The organism is Hoeflea marina (genome assembly GCF_003182275.1).
Classification (GTDB): Bacteria; Pseudomonadota; Alphaproteobacteria; order Rhizobiales; family Rhizobiaceae; genus Hoeflea; species Hoeflea marina.
Window position 1 is genome coordinate 1 of record NZ_QGTR01000014.1, and the last position, 22,760, is coordinate 22,760.

The following is a 22,760-nucleotide window of genomic DNA, read 5'->3' on the forward strand; positions in this document are numbered from 1 at the left end:
GGCGCTGCAGACCCAGCAGCAGCTCGGCATCCAGTCGCTGTCGATCGCCAACTCCAACTCCCAGAACATCCTCTCGCTCTTCAAGGGCTAAGGCCTGGCCCTCCGGCGCCGTCCAGTCACGGCAGCCCGGAGGGCTGAGATGATCATCCCATTCTGCTGTGCCGCCGGTCATCGGATGCAGCGGATCAGCCGGGTCACGCCGAATTGCCCTCGGCGCGGTCCGGCTTCTTCATGTTCGCGCAAGTTTAGCGCCCTAGCGTGCAAACGGTGCGAACGGGCGGTTCCATGAAATGGTTTCCGTCGGCCGGTTTTGCGGTCATTCGCCATCAAGGACCTGAACGGGATCACCATGAATCCGACTGACGCCAGCCACCAGCCGATCCGGAGCAATCCATGAGCGCGGCGCTTGCGCGGTTCCTGCCGGATTTCGATCTTTCTGTGGCCGGTCGTCTGCCGCGGGTCGAGACTCCCGTGCATCAGCCTGGTCCCCAGTCTGCCGAACTTCCCGACCTTGACGCCATCCGCGAAGCCGCCCGGTCCCGGGCCTGGAGCGAAGCGCGGGCGGAGACCGAGGCCGAGCTCGGCGAACGCCACGCTGCCGCGCTGGCCGAGATCGAATTGCGCCACCGGGCCGAACTCGACGCCTTGCGTGTCGAACTCTCCGCACTTGCGGCCGAAGCCGTGCCGCGCGCGGTCTCCGACCGGGCGGACCGCATTGCCGAGAGTCTTGCCGACGATGTTGCAGCCGTCATCCGGCCGCTGCTCGACCAGGCCCTGGCTGACCGCATGCTTGCGGCGCTCGCAAGCGAGATCAGGGACGCCTGCGCGATCGACGCGCAGACCGCTGTGGAGGTCTCCGGGCCGGCATCCATGCTTCAGGCGTTGGCGAGCCTTCTGGGCGATGAAGGCCCGGTCATGACACTGACGGAGACCCAATCGGTGGATCTGGTGGTCACGATGGATCGCACAAGATGGACCACGCGACTTGACGCCTGGGCCGCGTCCCTGCGGGAGGCGCTGAAATGAGCGACGAAACCATCCATCAGGGCAAGAACGAGATCATCATCGTCAAGCGCCGCCATGGCGATCATGACGAGGGTGGCCACGGCGGCGCATGGAAAATCGCCTATGCCGACTTCATGACCGCGATGATGGCCTTCTTTCTGGTCATGTGGCTGGTCAATGCCGCCAATGAGGAGACCAAGGCTTCGGTTGCCAGCTATTTCAATCCCATCAAGCTGATGGACGAGAAGCCGTCGGAGCGGGGCATCAAGCAGGTGGGCAATTCCGCCGAAGGCGAGGCCACCGCACCGAAATCGGAATCAGTCGGCGAGGCCCCCACGAGCGGTCCAGGTGCGGCCAGCGGCAACAAGGAGAATTCCACCGCCGGCGAAAAGACCGACTACTCGGAAGCAGACTATTTCGAGAACCCCTACGCCGTGCTCGCCGAGATCGCCCAGGAGACCGGCAATCAGAGCAATATCAGCGCCAAGGGCGATGGCGGCGCCGCCACATCCGGACCCGCTACCGGCGCGACGGGCGGGGAGGCCTACCGCGATCCTTTCGATCCGGACTTCTGGTCCAAGAGCGTCGAGGAGGAGCGCAAGCAGCTTGAGGAAGCCCAGACGCTGGTCAAGGCGGAAGGCCAGCCGTTGAATGGTGCAGGTCCGGACAATGCGGCCGCGCAGGCGCCCGACAGCAAGTCCGCCGAGGCGGATCAAAAACCGGCGACCTCCGAGGCCGGCAAGGTCCAGCCGGACACCGTGAAAGCTGGGTCTGAAGCCGACAAGGCCACCGCAGAGGCGGCGGATCTGGCCGCCGAGATCAACCGCGAGGTGGGCCAGGGCGCCATCGGCAAGCTCGCAGAAGGCATTACCGTAACCCCCGCCGAGGGCGGGCTTCTGGTTTCGATCACAGACCAACTTGACATGGCGATGTTCAATGTGGGCTCGGCCGTGCCGGCGCGTGACCTCGTCGTCGCCATGGAGAAGATCGGGGAAGTGCTCGCCAAGCGCCCCGGATCCATAGCCATTCGCGGCCACACCGATGCCCGGCCCTTCGCCAATGCCAGCGACGACAACTGGCGTCTGTCGATGGCGCGCGCCCATTCTGCGCTGTTCATGCTGGTGCGCGGCGGCATTCCCGAGGAACGGATCATCCAGGTCTCCGGCTTTGCCGACAAGCGGCTCAAGGATCCGGCCAATCCGCTCTCCGAGGTCAATCGGCGCATCGAAATTCTGGTCGAGGCCGGGGGAGGCTGACGGGTGCCGCGGACCGGCTTCCATAGTCTCCTGCTTGCCGCCGCCTTGCTGGCGGCGTTCGGCTGTGGACCCGCGCGCAGCAACGATGCCCATGCGCCGGCCAGTCATGAGACGAAGGCCGGCAACCCCGCCGAGGGACACGCCGATGCGGAGCCCGTCGCGCAGCAGGCCCCGCCATCCGAGCCCAGGCAGCGCACATTGGCCGAGCATTTGAAGGCCTTGCAGGAGCTAGACCGGCCGGCGCCGCCGGACGCCGCTGCAGCTCCCGGCACGGAGGGACATGATCCGGCCGCAGATGCACCCGTGGCCTCTGATGCGCAAGGCCCGCATCCCGTCGACCAGGTCCCCGGCCAGCCCGGTCATGTCGAGGAAGAGGCCGGCCATGCGTCCCCAGATGCGGCCCAAGCCCCCACGGATGCCGCCCACGCCCCCGCGGATGCCGCCCACGCCCCCGCGGATGCCGCCCACGCCCCCGCGGATGCGGCCCAAGCCCCCACGGATGCCGCCCACGCCCCCGCGGATGCCGGCCACGCCCCCGCAGAAGCGGGCCATGCACCCGCGCATCCGGCGCAGCCACCTGCGCTCGCAGGTGTCAAGGCGCCCGCCGACCGGCCCGCCGCGGCAGGCGGACCGGAAACCGGCAAGCCGGAGGACCTCGATCCCTACAAGCTGGTCCGCTCGCTGCAGTTCGTCCAGGACGCCGTCGTCCAGGGCGACCATTCGGCCATGGACATGCAGCGCTTCCTGCTCGGCGTCATCGACGCCCGCCTCAGGCAGGCCGACCAGACGGTCTTCGATGATCCGCGAAATGTGGATGCGGCGCTGATCTATGCCATGTCGGGCGGCAATCCGGCGACGCTGGACATGCTCGTCATCCGCGACCGGTTCGGCAATTTCGACAACGAGATCACGACGGTGCTGCGCGCCTACCTCAATGGCCGCGCCGCCGCGACAAAGACGTCGCTGCTGGACCTGGTCAAGATCTACCAGGAGACCACCATCGGGCCCTATCTGGCGCTGGTCGCGGCCAATGTGCTCGCTGGACTGAATGAGGAATCGTCCCTGGGCCTGTTTGACTGGGCCAGGCTGACGGCGCCAGGCACACTGGTCGAGGAAGCCGCACTCCGCCGCTCGCTGTCGGTCGCCCAGCACATGGGAAAGGTCGACAGGGCGATCGAATATGCCGCGCTCTACGCCCGCCGCTTCATACGGTCTCCCTATGCAGGACAGTATGCAGACCTGCTCGTGGATCTTCTCGTCGACAATTACGACCGCGTCGGCGACGCCCGGCTCGACGAGGTGCTGACCGTCATGGACCGGCCGCGAAAGCGCGAAGTCTACCTGCGCATTTCGCGCAAGGCGGTCATCCGCGGCATGCTGCCGCTGGCGAGTTTCGCCGCGGCCAAGGCCGAAGCCCTCATGGATCCTGCCGATTCCGGTCCTGCCGCGATGGCCGATCTCTATTCGAGCATGGCTCAGGTTCCGACAGGCGAGGTGGTCGATGCCATGGCCGCCCTCGATGCAGTTCCCGAACAGCAGCTTTCGCCGCGCGACAAGGCGTTGCGCGCCGCCGCCCGCCAGATTGCCTACGATGTGCTGAGCAAGCCGGATCCGGCCAGCCTCACGCAAGCAACTTCCCCCAGGATTGGTCCGGAAGCCGAGACCGGCGCCGGTGCGGTGCCTGCCGAAGAGCCTGTCGCCGATGCGGGCGGACAATCGCCGTTGGCTGCCGGGGCGGGCGAGGCGCCGCCAAGCGACGGCGACGTCGCCGCCGACAAGGAATTTCAAGGTTATGTCAGCCAGCATCAGAAGTCGCTGGATGAAATCGACAAACTCCTCAAGCAGGGGACAGGAGCGGCAGGAACGTGAATACGCTTGACATGATGCTGACGCGGCAGGTGCCGACAAAGGCGCCCGGGCCGCACGCCGATGCCCCTGCAGGGAGCGGGGACAGCCACAGGGGTGGAAGCTTCGCAACCGCCTTGATGGGCCATATTCAGCAGGCGCAGGGCAAGCCTGCCGACGCCGATGCAGATGCAGACGCCGCCGATGCAGAGAAGACAGCGGGGAATCCGGGCAAGGGAACCGGCCGGTCGCTGCTGTTTGCCGATGAGAAGGCGCTGATTGCCCTCTTCGCGCATCTGCGCGCCAATCCGGATGAGAATGACACCGCGCCGCTTGCCGAGGAGCAGTCGCCGCTCGAGGCCGGCATGGACAACGAGGCGTTGGCCAAGGCGCTCGCCGCCTTGCTCGGCATCAAGGTGCCCGAGGAGGAGACGCCGAAGCTTGGCTCCGTGGCTGCCAACGACAATCCGGAGGGCGCTGATCCCGCATCCGCTCTCGCCAGTGCCAGAAAGCAGCCCAGGGCCTCCGACGCCGAGGCCGGCCCGGTGAGGCCGGACGAGAAGAAGACGGTCACGGTCCTGGCGGTAACGGATGCGGATGATGCGGTCGACGCCGCTGATGCGACGCTCGCCGACGACACCGGTAAGACGAGAGCAGCTCCGGCCGTTCCGGCCACAGCCAGACCTCTGGTCGGGGCGGACATGTCTGCGGTCGCCGCCAATGGCTCCGGAGCGGCTGTCCGGCAGCCGGGAGCCGCCGACGGCAAGGGCCGCGTCAATCCGGATGTCGCCGTGTCCGATGTGGCGGATCCGGCCGGTTCCGATCCGGCGGCGCCCGAGGCTCGAAAGGCGTCGAGTCCGGCGGAGCGCTCCCGGACCTTTCTTCGTGCCGATCCCGAGCATCAGCCTGTCGACGACCGGACCGTCAATGCCGACGCGCGCTCGCCTGCATCCGCTGCGTTGTCGGGCAATGCTGCGATCGTGACCCGCGGCCTGTCGGACCTGGGTCGGGACATCGGCAGTCAGGCCGGGCCGGTCGCGGCCTCGCCCGCAGCGGCCATCCTTGCCGCCGAGCAATCCAGATCGCAGCCGCTGACCATGTTGAAGATCCAGCTCAATCCGCTCTCGCTCGGTCACGTCAACGCCGTCATGAGACTCACCGGTGAAACGCTGACCGTCGATCTGCAGGTGGAAACGGCCGAGGCCTACCGCCAGCTCAACGACGATAGCCAGGCGATCGTCAAGTCGTTGCGTGCTCAAGGTTATGCCGTCGAGCATGTGACGATCCAGCATGTGGTCAGCGATCGTGCCGCGACCCAGAATGGGCAGCCCGGCGGGTTCAGTGCCGGCGCGCAGCAAGGGCAGGGCCAGGAAGCGAGCCACGCGTCCGCCGGCGGCAGCGGCGAGCGCGACACCCGTGGCAACAACCAGTCAAACCAGTCCGGGACATCCGCAAATGAAGCTGCTCCATCATCTGTGTCTGCTGCTGGTCGCAATGATGGTGTCTACCTCTGAACCGTCCTTTGCCAATGCAAGATCCTCGGCCTGCGAAGCGGAGATTCTTCAGGCGGCGAGGGAGTGGAACATACCGGCCGGCATCCTGCACTCCGTCGGCCTGACGGAAACCGGGCGCAAGGGAGCGCTCTATCCCTATGCGCTGAACATCGAGGGTCGGACAGTCTTTGCCGCCAGCAAGCGGGAGGCGCTCGACGAGTTCGCCCGGGCCCGAGCCGGAGGAGCAAAGCTGATCGATGTCGGCTGCATGCAGATCAACCAGCACTATCACGGCGGCGAGTTCCGCTCGGTAGAGGCCATGTTCGACCCGCATGCCAATGTCGAATACGCGGCCAGATTCCTTGCCCGGCTGCATGCGCGCCACGAAACCTGGACGATGGCAGTCGCCCGCTACCATGCCGGTCCCGACAACGACCCCGCGCAGAAGCAGTATGTGTGTCGCGTGATCGGCAATCTTGTGGCGACAGGCTACGGAGCGTGGACTCCCGCGGCATCCGACTTCTGCAGGTGATGCAACCTGAGGGAGAAACTACAAGTTTTTGGTGACTAATTCACCGTGCGGCAGAACTGTGGCGCAGATTAACGATGCAAGCGAAAAATTAACCTTTTGTTAACTTATCCATCATTTTTTTGTGCATAACTGAGGCGTAGGCACAATATCTAGCCAAATCAGCGCGAAACATGGTTAATCAAGCCTTAATTAGCACCCAAGAGTATCTGTAGTTGCCGCTGAATCCCCCGACTCGTACCTATCAGTTGGAAAATGCACCACACTGATTCGGAGGCGGACGAATGATCGTAGTGGTTGATGACAGGCAATTGGTCACGGATGGCTATGCATCGCTCTTTGGGCGCGAAGGCGTACCCTCTGCGAGCTTTGATTCGACGGAATTCGGCGAATGGGTCAGCACCGCGGCTGATGCGGACATCAATGCGGTGGAGGCCTTCCTGATTGGCCAGGGCTCCAACACATTGAGCCTGCCTCGCGCCATTCGGGATCGCTCGCAGGCACCGGTGATCGCCGTGTCCGATACTCCGTCACTGGAATCGACGCTGGCCTTTTATGACAGCGGCGTCGATGACGTTGTGCGCAAGCCGGTGCATCCACGCGAGATTCTTGCCCGTGCGGCAGCCATCCGGCGCCGCCTCAAGGCACTCGCCAACTATGTCGATATCGGACCGATCCGGGTGTTCTCGGATGGTCGTGATCCGGAGGTCGAAGGCAAGACCTTTGCTCTTCCGCGCCGCGAGCGCCGCATCCTGGAATATCTGGTGGCCAATCGGGGTCGTCGGGTCACCAAGCAGCAGATCTTCAGCGCCATCTACGGAATTTTCGATGAGGACGTCGAGGAGAATGTGGTGGAAAGCCACATCAGCAAGCTGCGCAAGAAGCTGCGCATGCGCCTCGATTTCGATCCGATCGATTCCAAGCGGTTCCTCGGTTATCTGATCGACTGGCAGTAGACTGATGTCTTGGGTCGGCATGAGGCCATAAAGACCTGCGGGCGCACGGAAAACAGGTTCACGCAAGGCCTGTCCGTTAGACTGGTTCCTGGTATGAAACGAGGGATGATGCAATGAGCCTGTATGGAATGATGCGAACCGGTGCGTCCGGCATGAATGCCCAGGCAAGTCGGTTGGGCACTGTTGCGGACAACATCGCCAATGCCAATACCACCGGCTACAAGAAGGCATCCACCGAGTTTTCCTCGCTGATCCTTCCAAATGTTTCGGGTCAGTACAATTCGGGCGGCGTCACCACCGACGTGCGCTATTCGATCACCCAGCAGGGCGCTCTCGAATTCACCTCCTCGGGCACCGACCTCGCCATCAACGGCGACGGATTCTTCATCGTCAACGATCCGAACGGACTGCCGTTCCTGACCCGCGCCGGCTCCTTCGTTCCCGACGCCAACGGCAATCTGGTCAATTCCGCCGGTTACACCCTGCTGGGCTATGACTATGCCAGTGGCGAGCCGGCTCCCGTCGTCAACGGCTTCGATGGCCTGGTGCCGGTCAATGTCGCCTCCGGCAGCCTGACCGCGCAGCCCTCGACGGTCGGCATATTCACGGCAAATCTCAACGCGTCCGCCACAGCCATCGCGGCTGCCGACCTGCCCTCGGCGAATGCGGCCACCGCCACTTACAACTCGAAGAGTTCGCTGGTCGTCTATGACAATCTGGGCAAGGAAGTGCTGCTCGATTTCTATTACACGAAGACCGCCGACAACACCTGGGAGGTCGCGGTCTTCGATCGCAACGACGCGGCCGCCAACACGTCCTTTCCCTATGCATCCGGTCCGCTTGCCACCTCCACGCTGGAATTCGACCCGACCAACGGACTGCTGACGGCCGCCAGCGCGTCGGACATCACCCTGGCGGTCCCGGGCGGCACATCGCTCACCGTCGATCTCGCCAAGATGAGTCAGCTCAACTACAATTTCGTCGTCCAGAACGCCAATGTCGACGGCAATGCGCCCAGCGCCGTCACCCGCGTCGAGATCGGCACCGACGGCACGCTCTACGCCCAGTACGAGAACGGCAAGCTCGACCCGCTCTACCGACTGGCGCTCGCCAGCGTGCAGAGCCCCGACCAGCTCCGCCCGATGCCGGGCAATGTCTATGCCCAGGGCGTCGATTCGGGCGTCATCACCACGGGCTTCGCCGGCTCCGGTCAGTTCGGCACCATTGTCTCGGGTGCGCTCGAGGCATCCAACGTCGATATCGCCGAGGAACTGACCACGATGATCGCCTCGCAGCGCAGCTACACGGCGAATTCGAAGGTGTTCCAGACCGGTTCCGACCTGATGGACGTTCTCGTCAACCTCAAGAGATAGGCCCAGTTTCTGGGAATGAGAAGGCAGCCTTATGTCACTTTCTGGCGCGATCAGTTCAGCTCAAGCCTCGTTGTCGAACACATCGACGCAGACGGCTGTGATCTCGCGCAACATTTCCAATGCCAACAATCCCGACTATGCCCGCCGCGATGCCGTTCTGGCGACATCGCTCTACGGCGCCAACGTCGTCACCACGCAGCGCGCGCAGGACACTGTGCTCTTCCGCGCGTCGCTGAAGGGCACGGCGGAATCTAGCGCGCAGACCACGCTGCTCGACGGCCTGTCGCGCATGAAGGACATCTACGGCGGCAATGACTACGAGAGTTCGCCGGCGAGCCTGATTGCCACCATGCGCGACACCCTGGCGACCTTCGCCGCCAAACCGGGAGAGACGACGCTTGCCGCGACGGCGATCGCCGATGCCACGCTGGTGGCGGCCGGCCTGCGCGACGCATCGGCCGCGGTGCAGACCGTGCGTTCGAACGCGGATCAGCAGATCTCCCTGCAGGTCGACAAGCTCAACGACCTGCTCGCCCGCTTCAAGGTCGCCAACGACGGCGTCTTTGCAGGCACCCAGACCGGCCGCGACGTCAACAACGAACTCGACGAACGCGACAATCTCCTCAAGCAGATCTCCGAGATCGTCGGCGTCAGCACGGTCAGCCGCGCCGGCAACGACATGGCGCTCTACACCTCCGATGGCACCGCGCTTTTCGAGACCGTCCCCCGTCCGGTGACATTCGTGGCCTCGGGCGGCTTCTCCGCTTCGATTCCGGGCAACAAGGTCTACATCGACGGCGTCCCGCTGTCGGCGGGGCAGGGCGCCAGCACCACTGCCACGGGCAGCCTGCAGGCGCAGCTGCAGATCCGCGACGACCTGGCCCCGACGATGCAGCGGCAGCTCGATGAAATCGCCCGCGGGCTGGTGGCGACCTTTTCCGAAAAGGACCAGTCGGCGGTTCCCACCCTGCCGGATGCGCCGGGCCTGTTTACCTGGGTTGGCGGCAATGTTCCTGCAGCGGGCACGCTGGTTGCCGGCATGGCCGCCACCATCCAGGTCAATCCGGCACTGCTCAGCAATCCCAACCTGCTGCGCGACGGCGGCATCAACGGCGCCGCCTACACGTCCAACACCACCGGCGCCGCCAGCTATTCGGCGCTGCTGGACTCCTTCGTTTCCGGGATGGATGCCCCGATGACATTCGATGCCTCCGCAGGCATCGGGACCACCGGCAGCCTGACCTCATTCGCCGCCGACAGCGTCGGCTGGCTCGAGCTCAACCGCAGCGATGCATCCTCCTCGGCGGAAATCCGCAGCGCCTATCTGTACCGGGCCAGCGAAGCCCATTCGAGCGCGACCGGCGTTTCGCTGGACGAGGAGATGTCGCTGCTCCTGGATCTCGAGCAGTCCTACAAGGCGGCCGCCCGGCTGCTGACGACTGTGGACACGATGATGCAGGCCCTTCTCGCGGTGGTGAGATAACATCATGAAGACAAGCTTCATTTCCAACATTGCCATTCAGAGCGCCATGCGGCTGACGATCTCGACGTCGCAGAACGAAGTGCAGAACCTGCAGAAGGAAATCGTCACCGGCCGCTACGCCGACATCGGCGTGGCACTCGGCGCCGGCGCCTCGCGCAGCGTCGCGCTCAACCGCGACCTGCTCCGGCTGGACAACATCAAGGATTCCAACGCTTTGGCCACGCAGCGACTGTCGGCCTCGCAGGGCGCGATGACGCTCATGGCGGACAACGCGCAGAGCATGCTCGAGGCGTTCATCACGGTCACGAGCACGGATGATGCCGGGCGCCTGGGCATTGCGAAGCGGGACGTCCAGACGGCGCTGGAGGCGTTCACCGGCGCCATCAACACCTCGTCCAACGGCGAATATGTCTTCTCCGGCATCAACACCGACGCCAGGCCGCTCGCCAACTATTTTGATCCGGCATCGCCGGCCCAGGCCGCCTTCGACTCGACCTTCCAGAGCCATTTCGGTTTTGCCAAGACCGATCCGCTGGTCTCCGGCATAACGCCTGCGCAGATGGAAGACTTCATCACCAACACGCTCGAGCCGTCGTTCACCGGCACCGACTGGACCACGAACTGGTCCTCGGCATCCGACACCAATGTCACCAGCCGGATCACACGCAACGACCTGATCGAAAGCACGACCAACGCCAACACCGCGGGCATGCGCAGTTTCGCGCTCGCGGCGGTCATCGGGCTGGAGCTTCTCGGCATGCCGCTGGCAAGCGACACCCGCGCGGTCGTCAACACCAAGGCGATGGAATATGCCGGCGCGGCGGTTTCGGGAATAGACAACGAGCGCAGCCGGCTGGGTCTGTCAGAGGCCCGCGTGGCCAAGGCAAACGTGTCGCTGGAGGCGCAGATCAAGATCGTCCAGCTGCATGTGAACAGCCTGGAAGAAGTGGACGCCTACGAGGCGTCCACCCGCATGAATTCGCTGCTTGCCCAGGTCGAGACTTCCTACAAGTTGACCTCGAGAATACAGCAACTGAGCCTGTCGAATTATCTGTAAGCGCGTTTCCCGGGGTGACCGGGAATATTGGACAAACATGAAGGGCGTCTGAATGTACCAGTTTTCTTATGCGGATATTCAGGAAGATGGAGTTGCTGAAGCACGCGAACGTGAGCGGGAAGCGATCAATCATTCCATCGCTCTCATGACGCTCGCCATCGAGAAGGGCGCCGAATCGCGCGAGTCGGTGGAGGCTGTCTATTTCGTCAGCCGCCTGTGGGTCCGGTTCGTGGAGGACCTTGCGTCTCCGGAGAACCAGCTCGACAAGGAACTGCGCGCCAACCTGATCTCGATCGGCATCTGGGTGGTCAAGGAAGCGGAGCGCATCCGGCAGCGCGAATCCACCAACTTCAAGGGAATCATCGACATTTCCGCAATCATCAGGGACGGCCTGAAATGAAAAGCTCGCTGCGCATTTCCCTCAAGGCGGGGGAACGGATCTTCATCAATGGTGCCGTGCTGCGGGTCGACCGCAAGGTCGCCGTCGAGTTCCTCAACGACGTGACCTTCCTGCTCGAGAACCACGTCCTGCAGCCCGAACAGGCAACGACGCCGCTCCGGCAGCTCTACTTCATCGTCCAGATGATGCTGATGAACCCCGAGGGCGGGGATCAGGCGATGGTCATGTTCAGGAAATCGGTCGTCATGCTGCTCGCCTGCTTCCGCGACGACGAGGTGCTTTCCGAGCTCAAGCACATCGACGGCATGGTCACCCAGGGTCGTGCTTTCGAGGCGCTCAAGGCCATCCGCGCGCTGTATCCGGCCGAGGATCGGGTTCTCAACACCGGCGACATGCCGGCCGCCACAATCGAACAGATTCGCAAGGAACTCGCCCCATGGTCGTAGATCAGGTCGCAATCAACAAGCAGGCAGTGGCTTCCGGGTCTGCGGCCGACCAGGCGGCCAAGAAATCGGCCGTCGATTATGACACCTTCCTGCGCCTGCTGGTGGCCCAGCTCAAGAACCAGGATCCGACCGAGCCGATGGATTCGACCGACCAGATCGCCCAGCTGGCGACCTTCTCCCAGGTCGAGCAGACCATCGAGACCAACAAGCGGCTGGAAATGCTGTTGACCTCGTCCAATCTCTCGCAGGCCGGCAGCATCATCGGACGCACGTTGACCAACGCCGACGGCACCATTTCCGGCGTGATCCAGGAGGTCCGGGTGACATCCGACGGCGTCACCGCGATTCTCGACAGCGGCAAGGAAGTCGATGTCGCCTCCGGCGTGACGATCGGCTGATCCGATGAATGAGGCCGACGCCCTCGACATCGTCCAGTCGGCAATCTGGACCGTGCTCATCGCCGCAGGTCCCGCCGTGCTCGTCGCCATGGTTGTCGGCGTGTTCATCGCCTTCCTGCAGGCGCTGACCCAGGTCCAGGAGATGACGCTGACCTTCGTGCCGAAGATCGTCAGCGTGCTGATCACGGTCGCGGTGTCGGCGCCCTTCGTGGGCGCGCAGATCTCGACCTTCACCAACGTTGTCTTCCAGCGCATCCAGAGCGGCTTCTGACGCCACGGCCCTGACATTTTCGCGCAAGCTTCGTCCCCTAGGTTCTGCATCAGTATTCGTGACCGGTCCGGCCCGGCCATGGCGCCGCCGGGCCTTTCCGGCACGCCGGGCGGGACATCCGCCCGACACGAACGGATGAGACTGCCGGCATGAGGCCGGCAACGACCGGACCCCGCAGACACTGCGGGATCGGCCCAGGCGGGAACGGTCGAAGGAAGGCGTTGGAGCATCAACCGTGCAGGGCATGGCGCTCTAGATCCGGAGCGAGTGACAATGGCCGAACCCCAGGTACTGGCGATCCCGAAGACCGGCTTTCAGGGCAAGGACATGGGCTTCGCACTCGGCGTCGTCCTGATCCTCTCGATCCTTTTCCTGCCGATCCCGCCCTTCCTGATCGACATCGGCCTGGCGTTGTCCATCGCCTTTTCTGTGCTGATCCTCATGGTGGCGCTGTGGATCCAGCGGCCGCTCGACTTTTCGTCCTTCCCGACCATCCTGCTGCTGTCGACCATGCTCAGGCTGTCGCTCAACATCGCCACCACCCGGGTCATCCTCTCCGAGGGCCACCTCGGAACCAATGCCGCGGGTAGCGTGATCGGCGGCTTCTCCGAAATGGTCATGGCGGGCGATTTCGTCATCGGACTGATCGTCTTCCTCATTCTGGTGACCGTCAATTTCATCGTCATCACCAAGGGCGCCACCCGCATTGCCGAGGTGGGCGCCCGCTTCACCCTCGACGCCATTCCCGGCAAGCAGATGGCCATCGACGCCGATCTCTCCGCCGGCCTGATCGATGAAAAGCAGGCCCAGCTCAGGCGCAAGGAGCTGGAGCAGGAAAGCTCTTTCTTCGGCTCCATGGACGGCGCCTCGAAATTCGTGCGCGGCGACGCCATCGCCGGCCTGCTGATCACCGGCATCAACATGTTCGGCGGCGTCATCATCGGCTATGCCCGTCATGACATGGCGATCGGCGAGGCGGCCGACGTCTTCGTGCGCCTCTCCGTCGGTGACGGCCTTGTCTCGCAGATTCCGGCGCTGATCGTTTCGCTCGCCGCCGGCCTGCTGGTGTCGCGCGGCGGCCAGCTCGGCTCCACCGACGAGGCGGTGATCGACCAGCTCGGCGGTTATCCGCGGGCGCTGTTTGCCGCCTCCGGCCTGCTGTTCCTGCTGGCCATCATGCCCGGCCTGCCATTCGTTCCCTTCTTCCTGCTCGGCGCCGGAATGGCCTTCGGCAGCTGGGCAATACCCCGCCGCCGCGACGCCGCCAAGCGCGCCGAGGCGCAGGACCTGCACCGCAGCCAGCAGGATGAGAAGGACAAGGAAAAGGATTCGGTCAAATCCATCCTGAAGACCGCCGAAATCGAACTTGTGCTCGGCAAGCAGGTCGCCACGAAGCTGCTCGGATCCCACGAGGAACTGGCGTTCCGGGTTTCCAAGATGCGGAAAAAATTCGCGACCCAGTACGGCTTCGTTGTCCCCGAGATCAAGGTCACCGACGACATCGGCATCAAGGACAAGTCCTACCAGATCCGCATCCACGGCACCACGGTGTCGGCCAACGACCTTCGCGTCGGCGAGGTCATGGTTGTCCTCGGCGGCACCCGCAGGCCCTCCATTCCCGGCGACGAGCTGCGCGAGCCGGCTTTCGGCCTGCCGGCCATGTCGATGGCGGAAAACTTCGCCGATGATCTCAAGCGCGAGGGCTTCCAGCCCATCGACAATGTCTCCGTCGTGCTAACCCATCTCAGCGAGGTCATCCGCAACAACCTGCCGCAGCTCCTGTCCTACAAGGACATGAAGATTCTCATCGACCGGCTCGACCCGGAATACCGCAAGCTGGCCGACGAGATCTGCACCTCGCACATGACCTATTCCGGCTTCCAGGCGGTGCTCAAGCTGCTGCTGGCCGAACGGGTCTCGATCCGCAACCTGCACCTGATCCTCGAGGCGGTGGCCGAACTGGCGCCGCATGTGCGCAAGAGCGAGCAGATCGTCGAGCATGTCCGCATCCGCATGGCCCAGCAACTGTGCGGCGACATCGCCCGCAACGGTGTGCTCAACGTGCTCAGGCTCGGCAACCGCTGGGACATGGCCTTCCACCAGGCGCTCAAGCGCGACACCAAGGGCGAGGTCATCGAATTCGACATCGACCCGCGCCAGCTTGAGGAATTCACCGACGAGGCCACCAGGGTCATTCGCGGCCACATGGACAAGGGCGTGCCGTTCGTTCTGGTCACCTCGCCGGACTCGCGCTCCTATGTGCGGATGATCGTCGAGCGCATCTTCGCCACGCTGCCCGTGCTCTCGCATGTCGAGATCGCCAAGGGCATCGAGATCAAGATCATGGGCGCGATCGGATGATCGACGACCCGCAGGGGAGCATTCTGGTCGCCTTCGCCGCCTTCTGCCGGATCGGCGGCTGCATGATGGTGCTGCCCGGCTTTTCCAGCTTCCGGCTGCCGATGCAGGTTCGCCTGTTCATGGCGGTGGCTCTGTCGCTTGCGCTGATGCCGATGCTCTGGGACACCATCTATCCGCGTATTCAGGGCGGCCGGACCGAGTATCTTTTCCTCGTCGGCAGCGAACTTTTGATCGGCATCGTGCTGGGAATGATCGCCCGCTTCATCGTGCTCGGACTGCAGTTCGCCGGCACCACCGTATCCATGGCGATCGGCTTCAACACCTCACCGATCAACGCGATCTTCGAATCCGAACCGGAAGGGCAGGTGACAGCGGTCATCACCACCACGGGGTTGCTGTTGCTGTTCATGACCGATTTTCATCACATGATCATCAGCGCGCTGGTTCGGTCCTACGATTTCATGCCGATGGGCGCCGGCTTCGAGGCGCGCATGGCGCTGGTCACGCTGTCCGACACCCTGTCGGCCACCTTCTACGTCATGCTCCGCCTGGCGAGCCCGTTCCTGATGTTCGGATTCATCTTCAATCTCGCCATCGGCATGGTCAACAAGCTGGCGCCGCAGATTCCGGTCTACTTCATATCGACGCCGTTCCTGCTGGCAGGCGGGTTGATCCTGTTCTTCCTGGCCGTCAACGATTTCTTCCAGCAGTTCGTCGCAGCCTTCGAGCCGCTGTTCCTGGGGGCGCGCTGAGATGGCCGAAAGCAGGTCGCGCAAGTTGGGGCGGCTGGTCCGCGTGCAGCGACAGCTCGAGCGCATGGCCGAGAACGAGCTGGCCCACACATTGCGCGAGCGCATGATCGCGGAATCCTCCCAGGAGGCACTGATCGGCGCGCTGGGATCGCTCGATACCGTCCACCGCGCCATGGCGGGTTCCTATGCCGTCCGGTTCTCGCCGCTGGAGGGCCGCATCCGCCAGCTCTCCGGTGTGCAGGTCATGCAGGAGCGGCGGGTGCTGACCGAAAAGACCAAGGCCGACCGGCTGGCCGAGACCGCCGCCCGTGCCGTGGAAAGCGAGGAGCGCGAGGCCGCCGACGAGAGCCTGCTCGATCTCCTTGACTCCACGATGGCGGGGCCGGACCCGTCCACCAGCCCAGCGTAAGCTTCATCGGGCACATTGCTCCGGCAGGAAATTGAACCACGGAGTGGGCGCTTGGCCATACAGACCGCGACCGATCTCATTCTCGACGTGGTGCGGGCAGCCGATCCCGCCGCCGCGGCGAAGGCCGAATCCGTGCTGGCCACCGCGGCCAGCCAGAAGGCGGGAGCGGCCGCCCGAACCACCGGCTTCGCCGTCGAGCTTGCCTCCGCCGGTCCGGACCTGTCGGGTCTGCGCGATGCGCCCGGGCTCGCCGGGGCGGCCGCCTCGCGCAAGGAAGGCTACCAGAAGTTCGAGGCCATGATGCTGCAGAACTTCGTCAAGTCCATGCTGCCCGCCGAGAACGAGGAAATGTTCGGCAAGGGCACCGCCGGCGAAATCTGGAAGGGCATGATGGCCGAGCAGATCGGCAATGTCATGGCCAAGGGCGGCGGTATCGGCATCGCAGACCGCATGGAACAGTTGCAGGCCAATCCGCGCATTCCTGCCGACGAGGTGGCCGGCAATGTCGTCAACCAGGCCAACACCATGGTCAATGAAATGCAGATGGCGATTCTCGGCGATCTCGTCGGCATCGACCGCAAGTCTGACAAATCCGGTTCCAACCAGGCATGAGCGCGATGACCCAGACCCTATCCGATGACATTCGCGTCCGCACCGTCCTCGGCCGGCTTGAGGAGGTTCTTGACATCGAGAACGAAAGCATCGGCAGCGATGACAGCTTCGACCTGACTCGGTCCAACGTGCTCAAGGGGCGCTGTCTCTACGACATGACGCTGCTGGTGCGCGATGCCGGCACGCGCGGTTTCAACGCGGTCCATGCCGCGCAGCTCAAGGCGGTCAGCGAGAAGCTCGCCGCCAACAGCGCCAAGGTCAAGGCGCACATGGACGCCGTCCGCGAAGTCACCGACCTGCTCAAGGACGTGGTGAGCGAGGCGGAAGCCGACGGAACCTATTCGATCGACCAGTTCCGGTCCTACGACCTGTCATGATCAAGCTGATCGGCACCGGCATCTGGATCTGCGTGGTCGCCCTGGTCTCGGTGTATTTTTCCATCCAGATGGCCAACAAGAAGGAAAGCACAGAGCCGGCCGCTCCCCTCCTCGGGGGGCTGGAAACCATCCGCGGCGAGATCGTGTCGCTGCCGGTCATCGCCCACGGGGCGGTCGAGGGCTATTTCCTCACCCGGCTCTCCTACACGGTCGATCCGGCCAAGAGCAAGCTGATGACGGTCGATCCGACCGCGCTGGTCACCGACGTGCTCTACACCGAACTGGTCGGCAACCAGGTCATCGACATTGCCAATCTCAAGCAGTTCGACCTCATCTCGTTCAAGGAGAACGTCAAGCAGGCCCTCAACAAGCGGCTGGGCGAAGAGGTCTTCCACGACGTCATCATCGAGCAGATCGACTTCCTGTCGAAGAATGACATCCGCGCCAACATGCGCCAGGGCCAGGTCACCTTCAAGAACGGCGATCCGGTCGGCGCCGGAACCACCGTCGATCCGGCGGCACCTGTCGCAGAGGCGGCGCCTGCCCACTGACGGCGCCGTCCCTCCGTGACCGGCGGCAACCGTCGAATGCCTGCGCGGGAGCAAAAACCGTCCGGCGGCCGGCATGGTTAACCGACGGTTAACGAAAGCCTTAACCGCATTCCCGCTTCGCGCATGCAAGCAAAAATGAAAGATGCTAGCAGGGAACGTCTACCGGGCATCATGCCCGGGCCGCCACTGGAGCAGTTGCCGGATCATGGGTGCGTTCAAAGCCATCGCCGATCGGGATATTCTCGGCATCCGGGTCAAGTCGCTCGGGTGGACCGAAGCGCTCGACGAGCTCGAGCGCGGACTGGCCGGCGACGAGCCGCAGCGCATCGTCAATTTCCTCAACGCCAACAACGCCAACATGGCCATGCGTGATCCGACCTACCGATCGGGTCTGTCGCGGTCGCAGGTCCTGCCCGACGGCATCGGCATCGACATCGCCTCCAGGGCGCTGCACGGACGGCCGTTCCCGGCCAATCTGAACGGCACCGACCTCGTGCCGGCGCTGCTGGTGCGTGTCTCCCGGCCGCTGAGGGTGGCGCTTGTCGGCGCCCGTCCCGACGTGCTGGCGCGGGCGACGGCAAATTTCAGCGTCCTCATGCCATGGCATCACTTCACCGCTGTCAGCGACGGCTATTTCGACCGCGCGGAGTCCGCGCGGGTGCTCGAGCGGCTGGCGGAGCTTGCGCCCGACATCACCCTGGTGGCGATGGGAAGTCCGGCGCAGGAAATCTGGATCGACGGCCATATCGGCGCCGGGCACGGCAGGCTGGTCGTCGGGGTGGGCGCGCTGTTCGATTTCATCTCCGGCGGCGTGCCCCGCGCTCCCGACCTGGTGCGCGAGATGCGGCTGGAATGGCTCTACCGGCTCAGCCGCGAGCCGGGACGGCTGTGGCGCCGCTACGTCCTGGGCAATCCGCTCTTTCTCTTCCATGTGCTGCGCTACAAGCTCGGCGGCCATGTCAGCAGCTCTTCACCTGCATCCTGACCCAGGGCCCGGCTCCGACCGGCCGGCAGTGGACTGAGGCGAACGGGCCTTGCGCGTCCGCCTTCCGCCGTCCTCAGCCCGCCCTTCGCTGAATTCGGGGCGCCGCCACTCCGAAAATTAACCATTTGTTACCCATGTTTGCATAGGTTGCGTTAACGAAGCCGCAATCTATGGAAAGGTGGTTCGGGCAGTCATGTCGGACTTTCGCAAAGACCGGATGAAGCCTGGCGCAAGACGGTCACTGCTCGACCACGCGCCGGCCGATGCATCGGGAACGCCCGGGCGTTCCGCGCCGCGCGCGGTCGCCGCCCGCCAGCCGGATCGGCTGTCTCTCGGCGACCGCATCGCCGATCTGGTCCGCACCCAGGCCGCACCCCAACAAGCGCCGGGCCGCACCGTGCGGGACATTGGGCCTGAGCGCCCGCTGCAGTCCCCGCGCCGGCCGTCCGATGCGCGGGCACGGATCGCGCCGCCGCAGGCGGTCGCTGATGTCGCTGCGGCCGACCGGGATCCGGTCGTCCCAACCACCATGCCGGGGAGTGCGGTCGGCGTTTCGCCGGTTGCGGTCTCCCTGTCGGCCTCGGTCTGGCGCCATCGCCGGCGCATTGCCATGGCGAGTGTCGCGGGGGCGGGGGCAGGTCTCCTGCTGTCCCTGGCGAGCCCGCAGACATTCCATGCCGAGGCGCGCATCTTCATCGATCCGCGCGACGCCGGGCTTTCGGCCGCGGGTGGTGACACTCCGCAGATGTCGACCCAGGCCATGCTGGCGATCACCGACGGCCAGATGCGGATCCTGGCTTCGACCAGTCTGCTGTCGACAATCGTCGACGAACTGGGACTGGCGCGGGACGAGGAGTTCAACGGACGGACCGCCGGCGGCGGCATCCTTGCCGGTGCGGCGCTGATCAGCGACATTCTCACCAACAGCGATTCCGGCTCCGATGCCGCACGCGAGGCGCTCGAGCGCCTGCGTTCGGCCGTGTCGGTGTCGCGGGATCCTGAAACCTCCGTCATCACCGTGGCGGTCGACAGCATCGACGCCGAGAAGGCGGCGCTGATCGCCAACCGCATCGTCGAGGCCTATCTCGACGGCGCGGGTCCGATGCCGGCGACCACGAAGGCCGAGACGACCGGCGACTCCGGCGCCCGCATCGAGGCTGCCCGTGCCGATCTCGAGGCGGCGGAAGCCGAGGTCGCCCGCTTCAAGGCTGAAAGCGACGGCCTTGGCGGGCCCGACGCGGACAGCCGGCTGCTGGCGCTCGGCGACGAACTGGCCGCCGTCAGGAGCCGCAAGGACCTGGTCCGGGAGAGGGCGGAGGCCCTTGCCCGCGCCGATCTCGAGGCGGTCATCGCGGGCGCCTTTCCGCAGGAACATCTGTCGCCGGCCATCCTCGATCTGCGCCGGCGCTATTCCCAGGCCCGGACCGCCGCCGATGCGCTCGCCAGCAGCCTCGGCCCGCTGCATCCGCAGTATGTGTCGGCCAAGGCCTCGCTCGAGGCGGTCCGCGGGGAAATCCGCAGCGAGCTGCGCGGCAGCGCCGCCGCTGCCCAGGCCGAACTGCAGCGCACCATCCAGGCCGAGCAGGAGCTCGCGCAGCAGCAGGCGGTGGCCAGGGTTCAAACCATCGACAGCTCCGCCGACCATGCCGCGCTGCGTGAACTCGAACGCCAGGCGGCGGTGAAGCGGGACATCTACGAGGCCATGACGAGGCGGTCGCCGACGGCCGCGGCGACCGGCGATCCTTCGACGCGCAACGCCACGGTGATCGCTGCGGCCGAACCGCCGACCGATCCCGCCGGGGTCCCCCGCGCAGTGCTCGCGGCGGCGGGCGCAATCGCCGGCCTGGTTGCAGCCCTCGGGACGGCGCTGGTTGCCGGCGCGGCCGGCGGCCTTCCGGCCTACAATTCAGCCGTGCCGCTTGCCCGGCTGCAGCCTCCGCCCTTCGCCTCCTATCCGGTCGCTCCATCTGTTCCCGCACCCCCGCCCGCACCACCACCTGCGCCGGCAGCGGCCGAGGCGGGCGCGCGCCGCCGCGACGATGAATCCGTGGCCGATGTCGGCCGGCGCGGCATCAATGCGGCGGAGGCGGCCCTGATCCGCACCGAGGTCCTGCACGCGGCCGCGGCAGTGGCGCGGAAGGCCGCCGAGGTCGCCGAGCTGCATTTCGGCAAAGCGGCACCGCCCGCGGTTCCGGATCCCGGACCCTCGATTCCCGCAGCTCCCGCGCGCGCGGAACCTCCGGCGCCGGGCCCGTCGCGGGCCGCCGCAGCGGCGGCTTCGCCTGACGCGGTCATCCACGCGCTGCGCGATCCCGAACCCGATCCTGCCGGTCCGCTGCTTGCCGGCGGTCCGGAGACCCTCGCATCGCCACCGGCGGGAACTCCGTCGCCCCGCGTTTCCGGCGAGCCATACCCGTCGTCCGCCGCGATGCAGGATTCCCGACATCCGCAAGCGCAGCCTTACCTTCAGTCGGACGGCATCGCGGATCCGTTCGTCTTTCGGAGCCGGGAGCATCCCCGGGAGCAGGGACAGCACCCGGCGCGCCAAGTGGGTCCGTATCCGCCGCAACTGCCGCCGCAGCAATTCTGGCCGCAGTTCCAGCCCGGCTGGATGAGCCCGCAGGGTTTCGTCCCGCACCACCCGGCGCTCCACCCGATGTGGAGGCAGCCGCCGCAATGGCCGTCTTACCCGCAATGGCCGCCGCATCCGCAGGCGGCCTGGATGGAGCCGCCCCATCCGCCCGCCTGGCCGCTTCCCGATGCCGGCGTCCAGGCGCAACCCGCCCCCGCGCCGCTCGCCCCCGCGGCCGCGCCGGCTGCGGATGCCGGAGCGAGATCCGCGGAAGCGGCGACTGCCGCCGCAACCGCTGACTTCGACAGCAATGTCCAGGCCTTCGACGATATCCGTCGCGACCTTGAGCGCCTCAGGAGCCGGATGGTGCCTGACCGCAAGAGCGCCTGATCGAAGAACACTGTTTACCGGCCTTCCGGATTTTGCCACAGAAGGACGCAACTAGGCCAACCGTGCGGGATCCGATCCCGTAGGTCTGTGCGAGCACGGGGAGAGCATCGATGAGCAAGGTGATTGACGGCAAGGCAGTGGCCGCAGCGGTCGTGGAAGACGTCAAGGCTGCGAGCGTCAGGCTCACGGCCGAGACCGGCGTGCGCCCGGGACTCGCCGTGGTGATCGTCGGCAACGACCCCGCCTCTCATGTCTATGTCTCGTCGAAGAGCCGCATGGCCAAGGAATGCGGCTTTGCCTCCATCCAGCACACGCTGCCCGAGACCACCAGCCAGGCCGATCTCGAGGCCCTGGTGGCCGATCTCAATGCCGACCCCGCCGTCCATGGCATCCTGGTGCAACTGCCGCTGCCCAGGGGCTTCGACTCCGATGTGGTCATCCAGTCGATCCTGCCGGAAAAGGACGTGGACGGGCTGCATGTCGTCAACGCCGGCAAGCTGATGACCGGCGACCTGGAGGGCGGGCTGGTGTCGTGCACGCCGGCGGGCGCGATGCTGTTCGTGCGCCAGACCCACGGCGACGATCTGTCCGGCCTGAATGCCGTTGTCATCGGCCGGTCCAACCTGTTCGGCAAGCCGATGGCCGCACTGCTCCTGGCCGCCAACGCCACCGTCACCATCGCTCATTCCCGCACCCGCGACCTCGCCGGCATTGCCGCCCGCGCCGACATTCTGGTGGCGGCCGTCGGCCGGCCGGAAATGGTCAGGGCGGACTGGGTCAAGCCCGGTGCGACCGTCATCGACGTCGGCATCAACCGCATCGATGCGCCGGAGCGCGGCGAGGGCAGGTCCCGTCTGGTCGGCGACGTCGCCTTCGCCGAATGCGCCGAGAAGGCCGCCGTCATCACCCCGGTGCCCGGCGGCGTCGGCCCCATGACCATCGCCATGCTGATGGCCAACACGGTCATCGCCGCCTGCCGCGCCAACGGCGTCGAAGCACCGCGTTTCTGAGGCGGGCCCCCCTCTGTCCCGGCAAGCCGCATGAGCCTTCGCGCGGCGTCGTGCTCAGGCCTTCGATCGCTGAAATCGATTCCATCGATTTCTGACCTGCGGCCACCGCTCCGAAGCCCCGCAAGGGGGGAGAGTGGCATCGTGCGCGCGGCCCCACCCACGCCGAAAATCCGCGCGTGACTTTCGTCACCGACGGCCTGGGGCATTTCGCGTGCTTCCGACCAGAGGA

General features: G+C 65.3%; 22 protein-coding genes. All 22 read left to right on the forward strand.

What is annotated here, in order from left to right:
- The first annotated feature begins 393 nt into the window (after window positions 1–393).
- The 22 genes from DFR52_RS23905 (at window position 394) to folD (ending at window position 22,531) form a co-directional block, all read left to right on the forward strand.
- The gene (locus DFR52_RS23905) at window positions 394–1,026 is read left to right on the forward strand and encodes a hypothetical protein (protein WP_110034607.1); all 633 of its coding nucleotides are present in this window, start codon (window positions 394–396) and stop codon (window positions 1,024–1,026) included.
- Complete coding sequence (locus DFR52_RS23910) at window positions 1,023–2,261, forward strand: MotB family protein (protein ID WP_110034608.1); 1,239 nt, start codon at window positions 1,023–1,025, stop codon at window positions 2,259–2,261. The genes DFR52_RS23905 and DFR52_RS23910 overlap by 4 nt, the downstream gene beginning before the upstream one ends.
- A 303-nt stretch (window positions 2,262–2,564) precedes the next feature.
- Window positions 2,565–4,130: a chemotaxis protein gene (locus tag DFR52_RS23920; RefSeq protein ID WP_146215668.1), complete on the forward strand. Its 1,566-nt coding sequence runs from the start codon at window positions 2,565–2,567 to the stop codon at window positions 4,128–4,130.
- Window positions 4,127–5,620: a flagellar hook-length control protein FliK gene (gene fliK, locus DFR52_RS23925; RefSeq protein ID WP_146215669.1), complete on the forward strand. Its 1,494-nt coding sequence runs from the start codon at window positions 4,127–4,129 to the stop codon at window positions 5,618–5,620. Before DFR52_RS23920 ends, fliK begins: the two co-directional genes overlap by 4 nt.
- Window positions 5,562–6,131 carry a transglycosylase SLT domain-containing protein gene (locus tag DFR52_RS23930; RefSeq protein ID WP_110034612.1) on the forward strand — a complete coding sequence of 190 codons (570 nt, stop codon included), beginning with the start codon at window positions 5,562–5,564 and terminating at the stop codon, window positions 6,129–6,131. Before fliK ends, DFR52_RS23930 begins: the two co-directional genes overlap by 59 nt.
- A gap of 281 nt (window positions 6,132–6,412) precedes the next feature.
- Entirely contained in the window at window positions 6,413–7,084 is a 672-nt protein-coding gene (locus DFR52_RS23935) for a response regulator transcription factor (protein ID WP_110034613.1), read from the forward strand.
- Between the two features lie 113 nt (window positions 7,085–7,197).
- Window positions 7,198–8,457, forward strand: a complete 1,260-nt coding sequence (locus tag DFR52_RS23940) for a flagellar hook protein FlgE (RefSeq protein WP_110034614.1) — start codon at window positions 7,198–7,200, stop codon at window positions 8,455–8,457.
- Between the two features lie 31 nt (window positions 8,458–8,488).
- Complete coding sequence (gene flgK, locus DFR52_RS23945; protein WP_110034615.1) at window positions 8,489–9,940, forward strand: flagellar hook-associated protein FlgK; 1,452 nt, start codon at window positions 8,489–8,491, stop codon at window positions 9,938–9,940.
- A gap of 4 nt (window positions 9,941–9,944) precedes the next feature.
- Complete coding sequence (locus DFR52_RS23950) at window positions 9,945–10,997, forward strand: flagellar hook-associated family protein (RefSeq protein ID WP_110034616.1); 1,053 nt, start codon at window positions 9,945–9,947, stop codon at window positions 10,995–10,997.
- A gap of 52 nt (window positions 10,998–11,049) precedes the next feature.
- Window positions 11,050–11,397, forward strand: coding sequence for a flagellar biosynthesis regulator FlaF (gene flaF / locus DFR52_RS23955; protein WP_110034617.1), 348 nt, complete (start codon window positions 11,050–11,052; stop codon window positions 11,395–11,397).
- The gene (flbT, locus tag DFR52_RS23960) at window positions 11,394–11,843 is read left to right on the forward strand and encodes a flagellar biosynthesis repressor FlbT (RefSeq protein ID WP_110034618.1); all 450 of its coding nucleotides are present in this window, start codon (window positions 11,394–11,396) and stop codon (window positions 11,841–11,843) included. The genes flaF and flbT overlap by 4 nt, the downstream gene beginning before the upstream one ends.
- Window positions 11,834–12,241 carry a flagellar hook assembly protein FlgD gene (gene flgD / locus DFR52_RS23965; RefSeq protein ID WP_110034619.1) on the forward strand — a complete coding sequence of 136 codons (408 nt, stop codon included), beginning with the start codon at window positions 11,834–11,836 and terminating at the stop codon, window positions 12,239–12,241. The genes flbT and flgD overlap by 10 nt, the downstream gene beginning before the upstream one ends.
- Window positions 12,242–12,245: 4 nt before the next feature.
- Window positions 12,246–12,512, forward strand: coding sequence for a flagellar biosynthesis protein FliQ (gene fliQ / locus DFR52_RS23970; RefSeq protein WP_110034620.1), 267 nt, complete (start codon window positions 12,246–12,248; stop codon window positions 12,510–12,512).
- Window positions 12,513–12,785: 273 nt separating this feature from the next.
- On the forward strand, window positions 12,786–14,873 hold the full coding sequence (gene flhA / locus DFR52_RS23975) for a flagellar biosynthesis protein FlhA (RefSeq protein WP_110034621.1): 2,088 nt from the start codon (window positions 12,786–12,788) through the stop codon (window positions 14,871–14,873).
- Window positions 14,870–15,625 carry a flagellar biosynthetic protein FliR gene (gene fliR, locus DFR52_RS23980; RefSeq protein ID WP_110034622.1) on the forward strand — a complete coding sequence of 252 codons (756 nt, stop codon included), beginning with the start codon at window positions 14,870–14,872 and terminating at the stop codon, window positions 15,623–15,625. The genes flhA and fliR overlap by 4 nt, the downstream gene beginning before the upstream one ends.
- Before the next feature lies 1 nt (window position 15,626).
- A complete protein-coding gene (locus tag DFR52_RS23985; RefSeq protein ID WP_110034623.1) occupies window positions 15,627–16,034 on the forward strand; it encodes a hypothetical protein in 408 nt (135 codons plus the stop codon).
- A 51-nt stretch (window positions 16,035–16,085) separates the two neighbouring features.
- Entirely contained in the window at window positions 16,086–16,646 is a 561-nt protein-coding gene (locus DFR52_RS23990; protein ID WP_110034624.1) for a rod-binding protein, read from the forward strand.
- A 5-nt stretch (window positions 16,647–16,651) separates the two neighbouring features.
- Complete coding sequence (locus DFR52_RS23995; protein WP_245415478.1) at window positions 16,652–17,023, forward strand: hypothetical protein; 372 nt, start codon at window positions 16,652–16,654, stop codon at window positions 17,021–17,023.
- Entirely contained in the window at window positions 17,020–17,574 is a 555-nt protein-coding gene (locus DFR52_RS24000) for a hypothetical protein (protein WP_110034626.1), read from the forward strand. Before DFR52_RS23995 ends, DFR52_RS24000 begins: the two co-directional genes overlap by 4 nt.
- Window positions 17,575–17,779: 205 nt before the next feature.
- The gene (locus DFR52_RS24005; protein ID WP_110034627.1) at window positions 17,780–18,559 is read left to right on the forward strand and encodes a WecB/TagA/CpsF family glycosyltransferase; all 780 of its coding nucleotides are present in this window, start codon (window positions 17,780–17,782) and stop codon (window positions 18,557–18,559) included.
- A gap of 217 nt (window positions 18,560–18,776) precedes the next feature.
- Complete coding sequence (locus DFR52_RS24010; RefSeq protein ID WP_210205904.1) at window positions 18,777–21,521, forward strand: GumC family protein; 2,745 nt, start codon at window positions 18,777–18,779, stop codon at window positions 21,519–21,521.
- A 110-nt stretch (window positions 21,522–21,631) separates the two neighbouring features.
- The gene (folD, locus tag DFR52_RS24015; protein ID WP_110034629.1) at window positions 21,632–22,531 is read left to right on the forward strand and encodes a bifunctional methylenetetrahydrofolate dehydrogenase/methenyltetrahydrofolate cyclohydrolase FolD; all 900 of its coding nucleotides are present in this window, start codon (window positions 21,632–21,634) and stop codon (window positions 22,529–22,531) included.
- Window positions 22,532–22,760 lie beyond the last annotated feature (229 nt).

Coding starts and splice junctions, on each gene's coding strand:
- flgD (WP_110034619.1), top strand. CDS start 11,834: ATGGTCGTAGATCAGGTCGCAATCAACAAGCAGGCAGTGGCTTCCGGG.
- DFR52_RS23940 (WP_110034614.1), top strand. CDS start 7,198: ATGAGCCTGTATGGAATGATGCGAACCGGTGCGTCCGGCATGAATGCC.
- DFR52_RS23905 (WP_110034607.1), top strand. CDS start 394: ATGAGCGCGGCGCTTGCGCGGTTCCTGCCGGATTTCGATCTTTCTGTG.
- DFR52_RS23950 (WP_110034616.1), top strand. CDS start 9,945: ATGAAGACAAGCTTCATTTCCAACATTGCCATTCAGAGCGCCATGCGG.
- DFR52_RS24010 (WP_210205904.1), top strand. CDS start 18,777: ATGAAGCCTGGCGCAAGACGGTCACTGCTCGACCACGCGCCGGCCGAT.
- flbT (WP_110034618.1), top strand. CDS start 11,394: ATGAAAAGCTCGCTGCGCATTTCCCTCAAGGCGGGGGAACGGATCTTC.
- DFR52_RS23995 (WP_245415478.1), top strand. CDS start 16,652: ATGACCCAGACCCTATCCGATGACATTCGCGTCCGCACCGTCCTCGGC.
- fliR (WP_110034622.1), top strand. CDS start 14,870: ATGATCGACGACCCGCAGGGGAGCATTCTGGTCGCCTTCGCCGCCTTC.
- DFR52_RS23985 (WP_110034623.1), top strand. CDS start 15,627: ATGGCCGAAAGCAGGTCGCGCAAGTTGGGGCGGCTGGTCCGCGTGCAG.
- DFR52_RS23930 (WP_110034612.1), top strand. CDS start 5,562: ATGAAGCTGCTCCATCATCTGTGTCTGCTGCTGGTCGCAATGATGGTG.
- folD (WP_110034629.1), top strand. CDS start 21,632: ATGAGCAAGGTGATTGACGGCAAGGCAGTGGCCGCAGCGGTCGTGGAA.
- DFR52_RS23910 (WP_110034608.1), top strand. CDS start 1,023: ATGAGCGACGAAACCATCCATCAGGGCAAGAACGAGATCATCATCGTC.
- DFR52_RS24005 (WP_110034627.1), top strand. CDS start 17,780: ATGGGTGCGTTCAAAGCCATCGCCGATCGGGATATTCTCGGCATCCGG.
- fliQ (WP_110034620.1), top strand. CDS start 12,246: ATGAATGAGGCCGACGCCCTCGACATCGTCCAGTCGGCAATCTGGACC.
- flgK (WP_110034615.1), top strand. CDS start 8,489: ATGTCACTTTCTGGCGCGATCAGTTCAGCTCAAGCCTCGTTGTCGAAC.
- DFR52_RS24000 (WP_110034626.1), top strand. CDS start 17,020: ATGATCAAGCTGATCGGCACCGGCATCTGGATCTGCGTGGTCGCCCTG.
- DFR52_RS23935 (WP_110034613.1), top strand. CDS start 6,413: ATGATCGTAGTGGTTGATGACAGGCAATTGGTCACGGATGGCTATGCA.
- flaF (WP_110034617.1), top strand. CDS start 11,050: ATGTACCAGTTTTCTTATGCGGATATTCAGGAAGATGGAGTTGCTGAA.
- flhA (WP_110034621.1), top strand. CDS start 12,786: ATGGCCGAACCCCAGGTACTGGCGATCCCGAAGACCGGCTTTCAGGGC.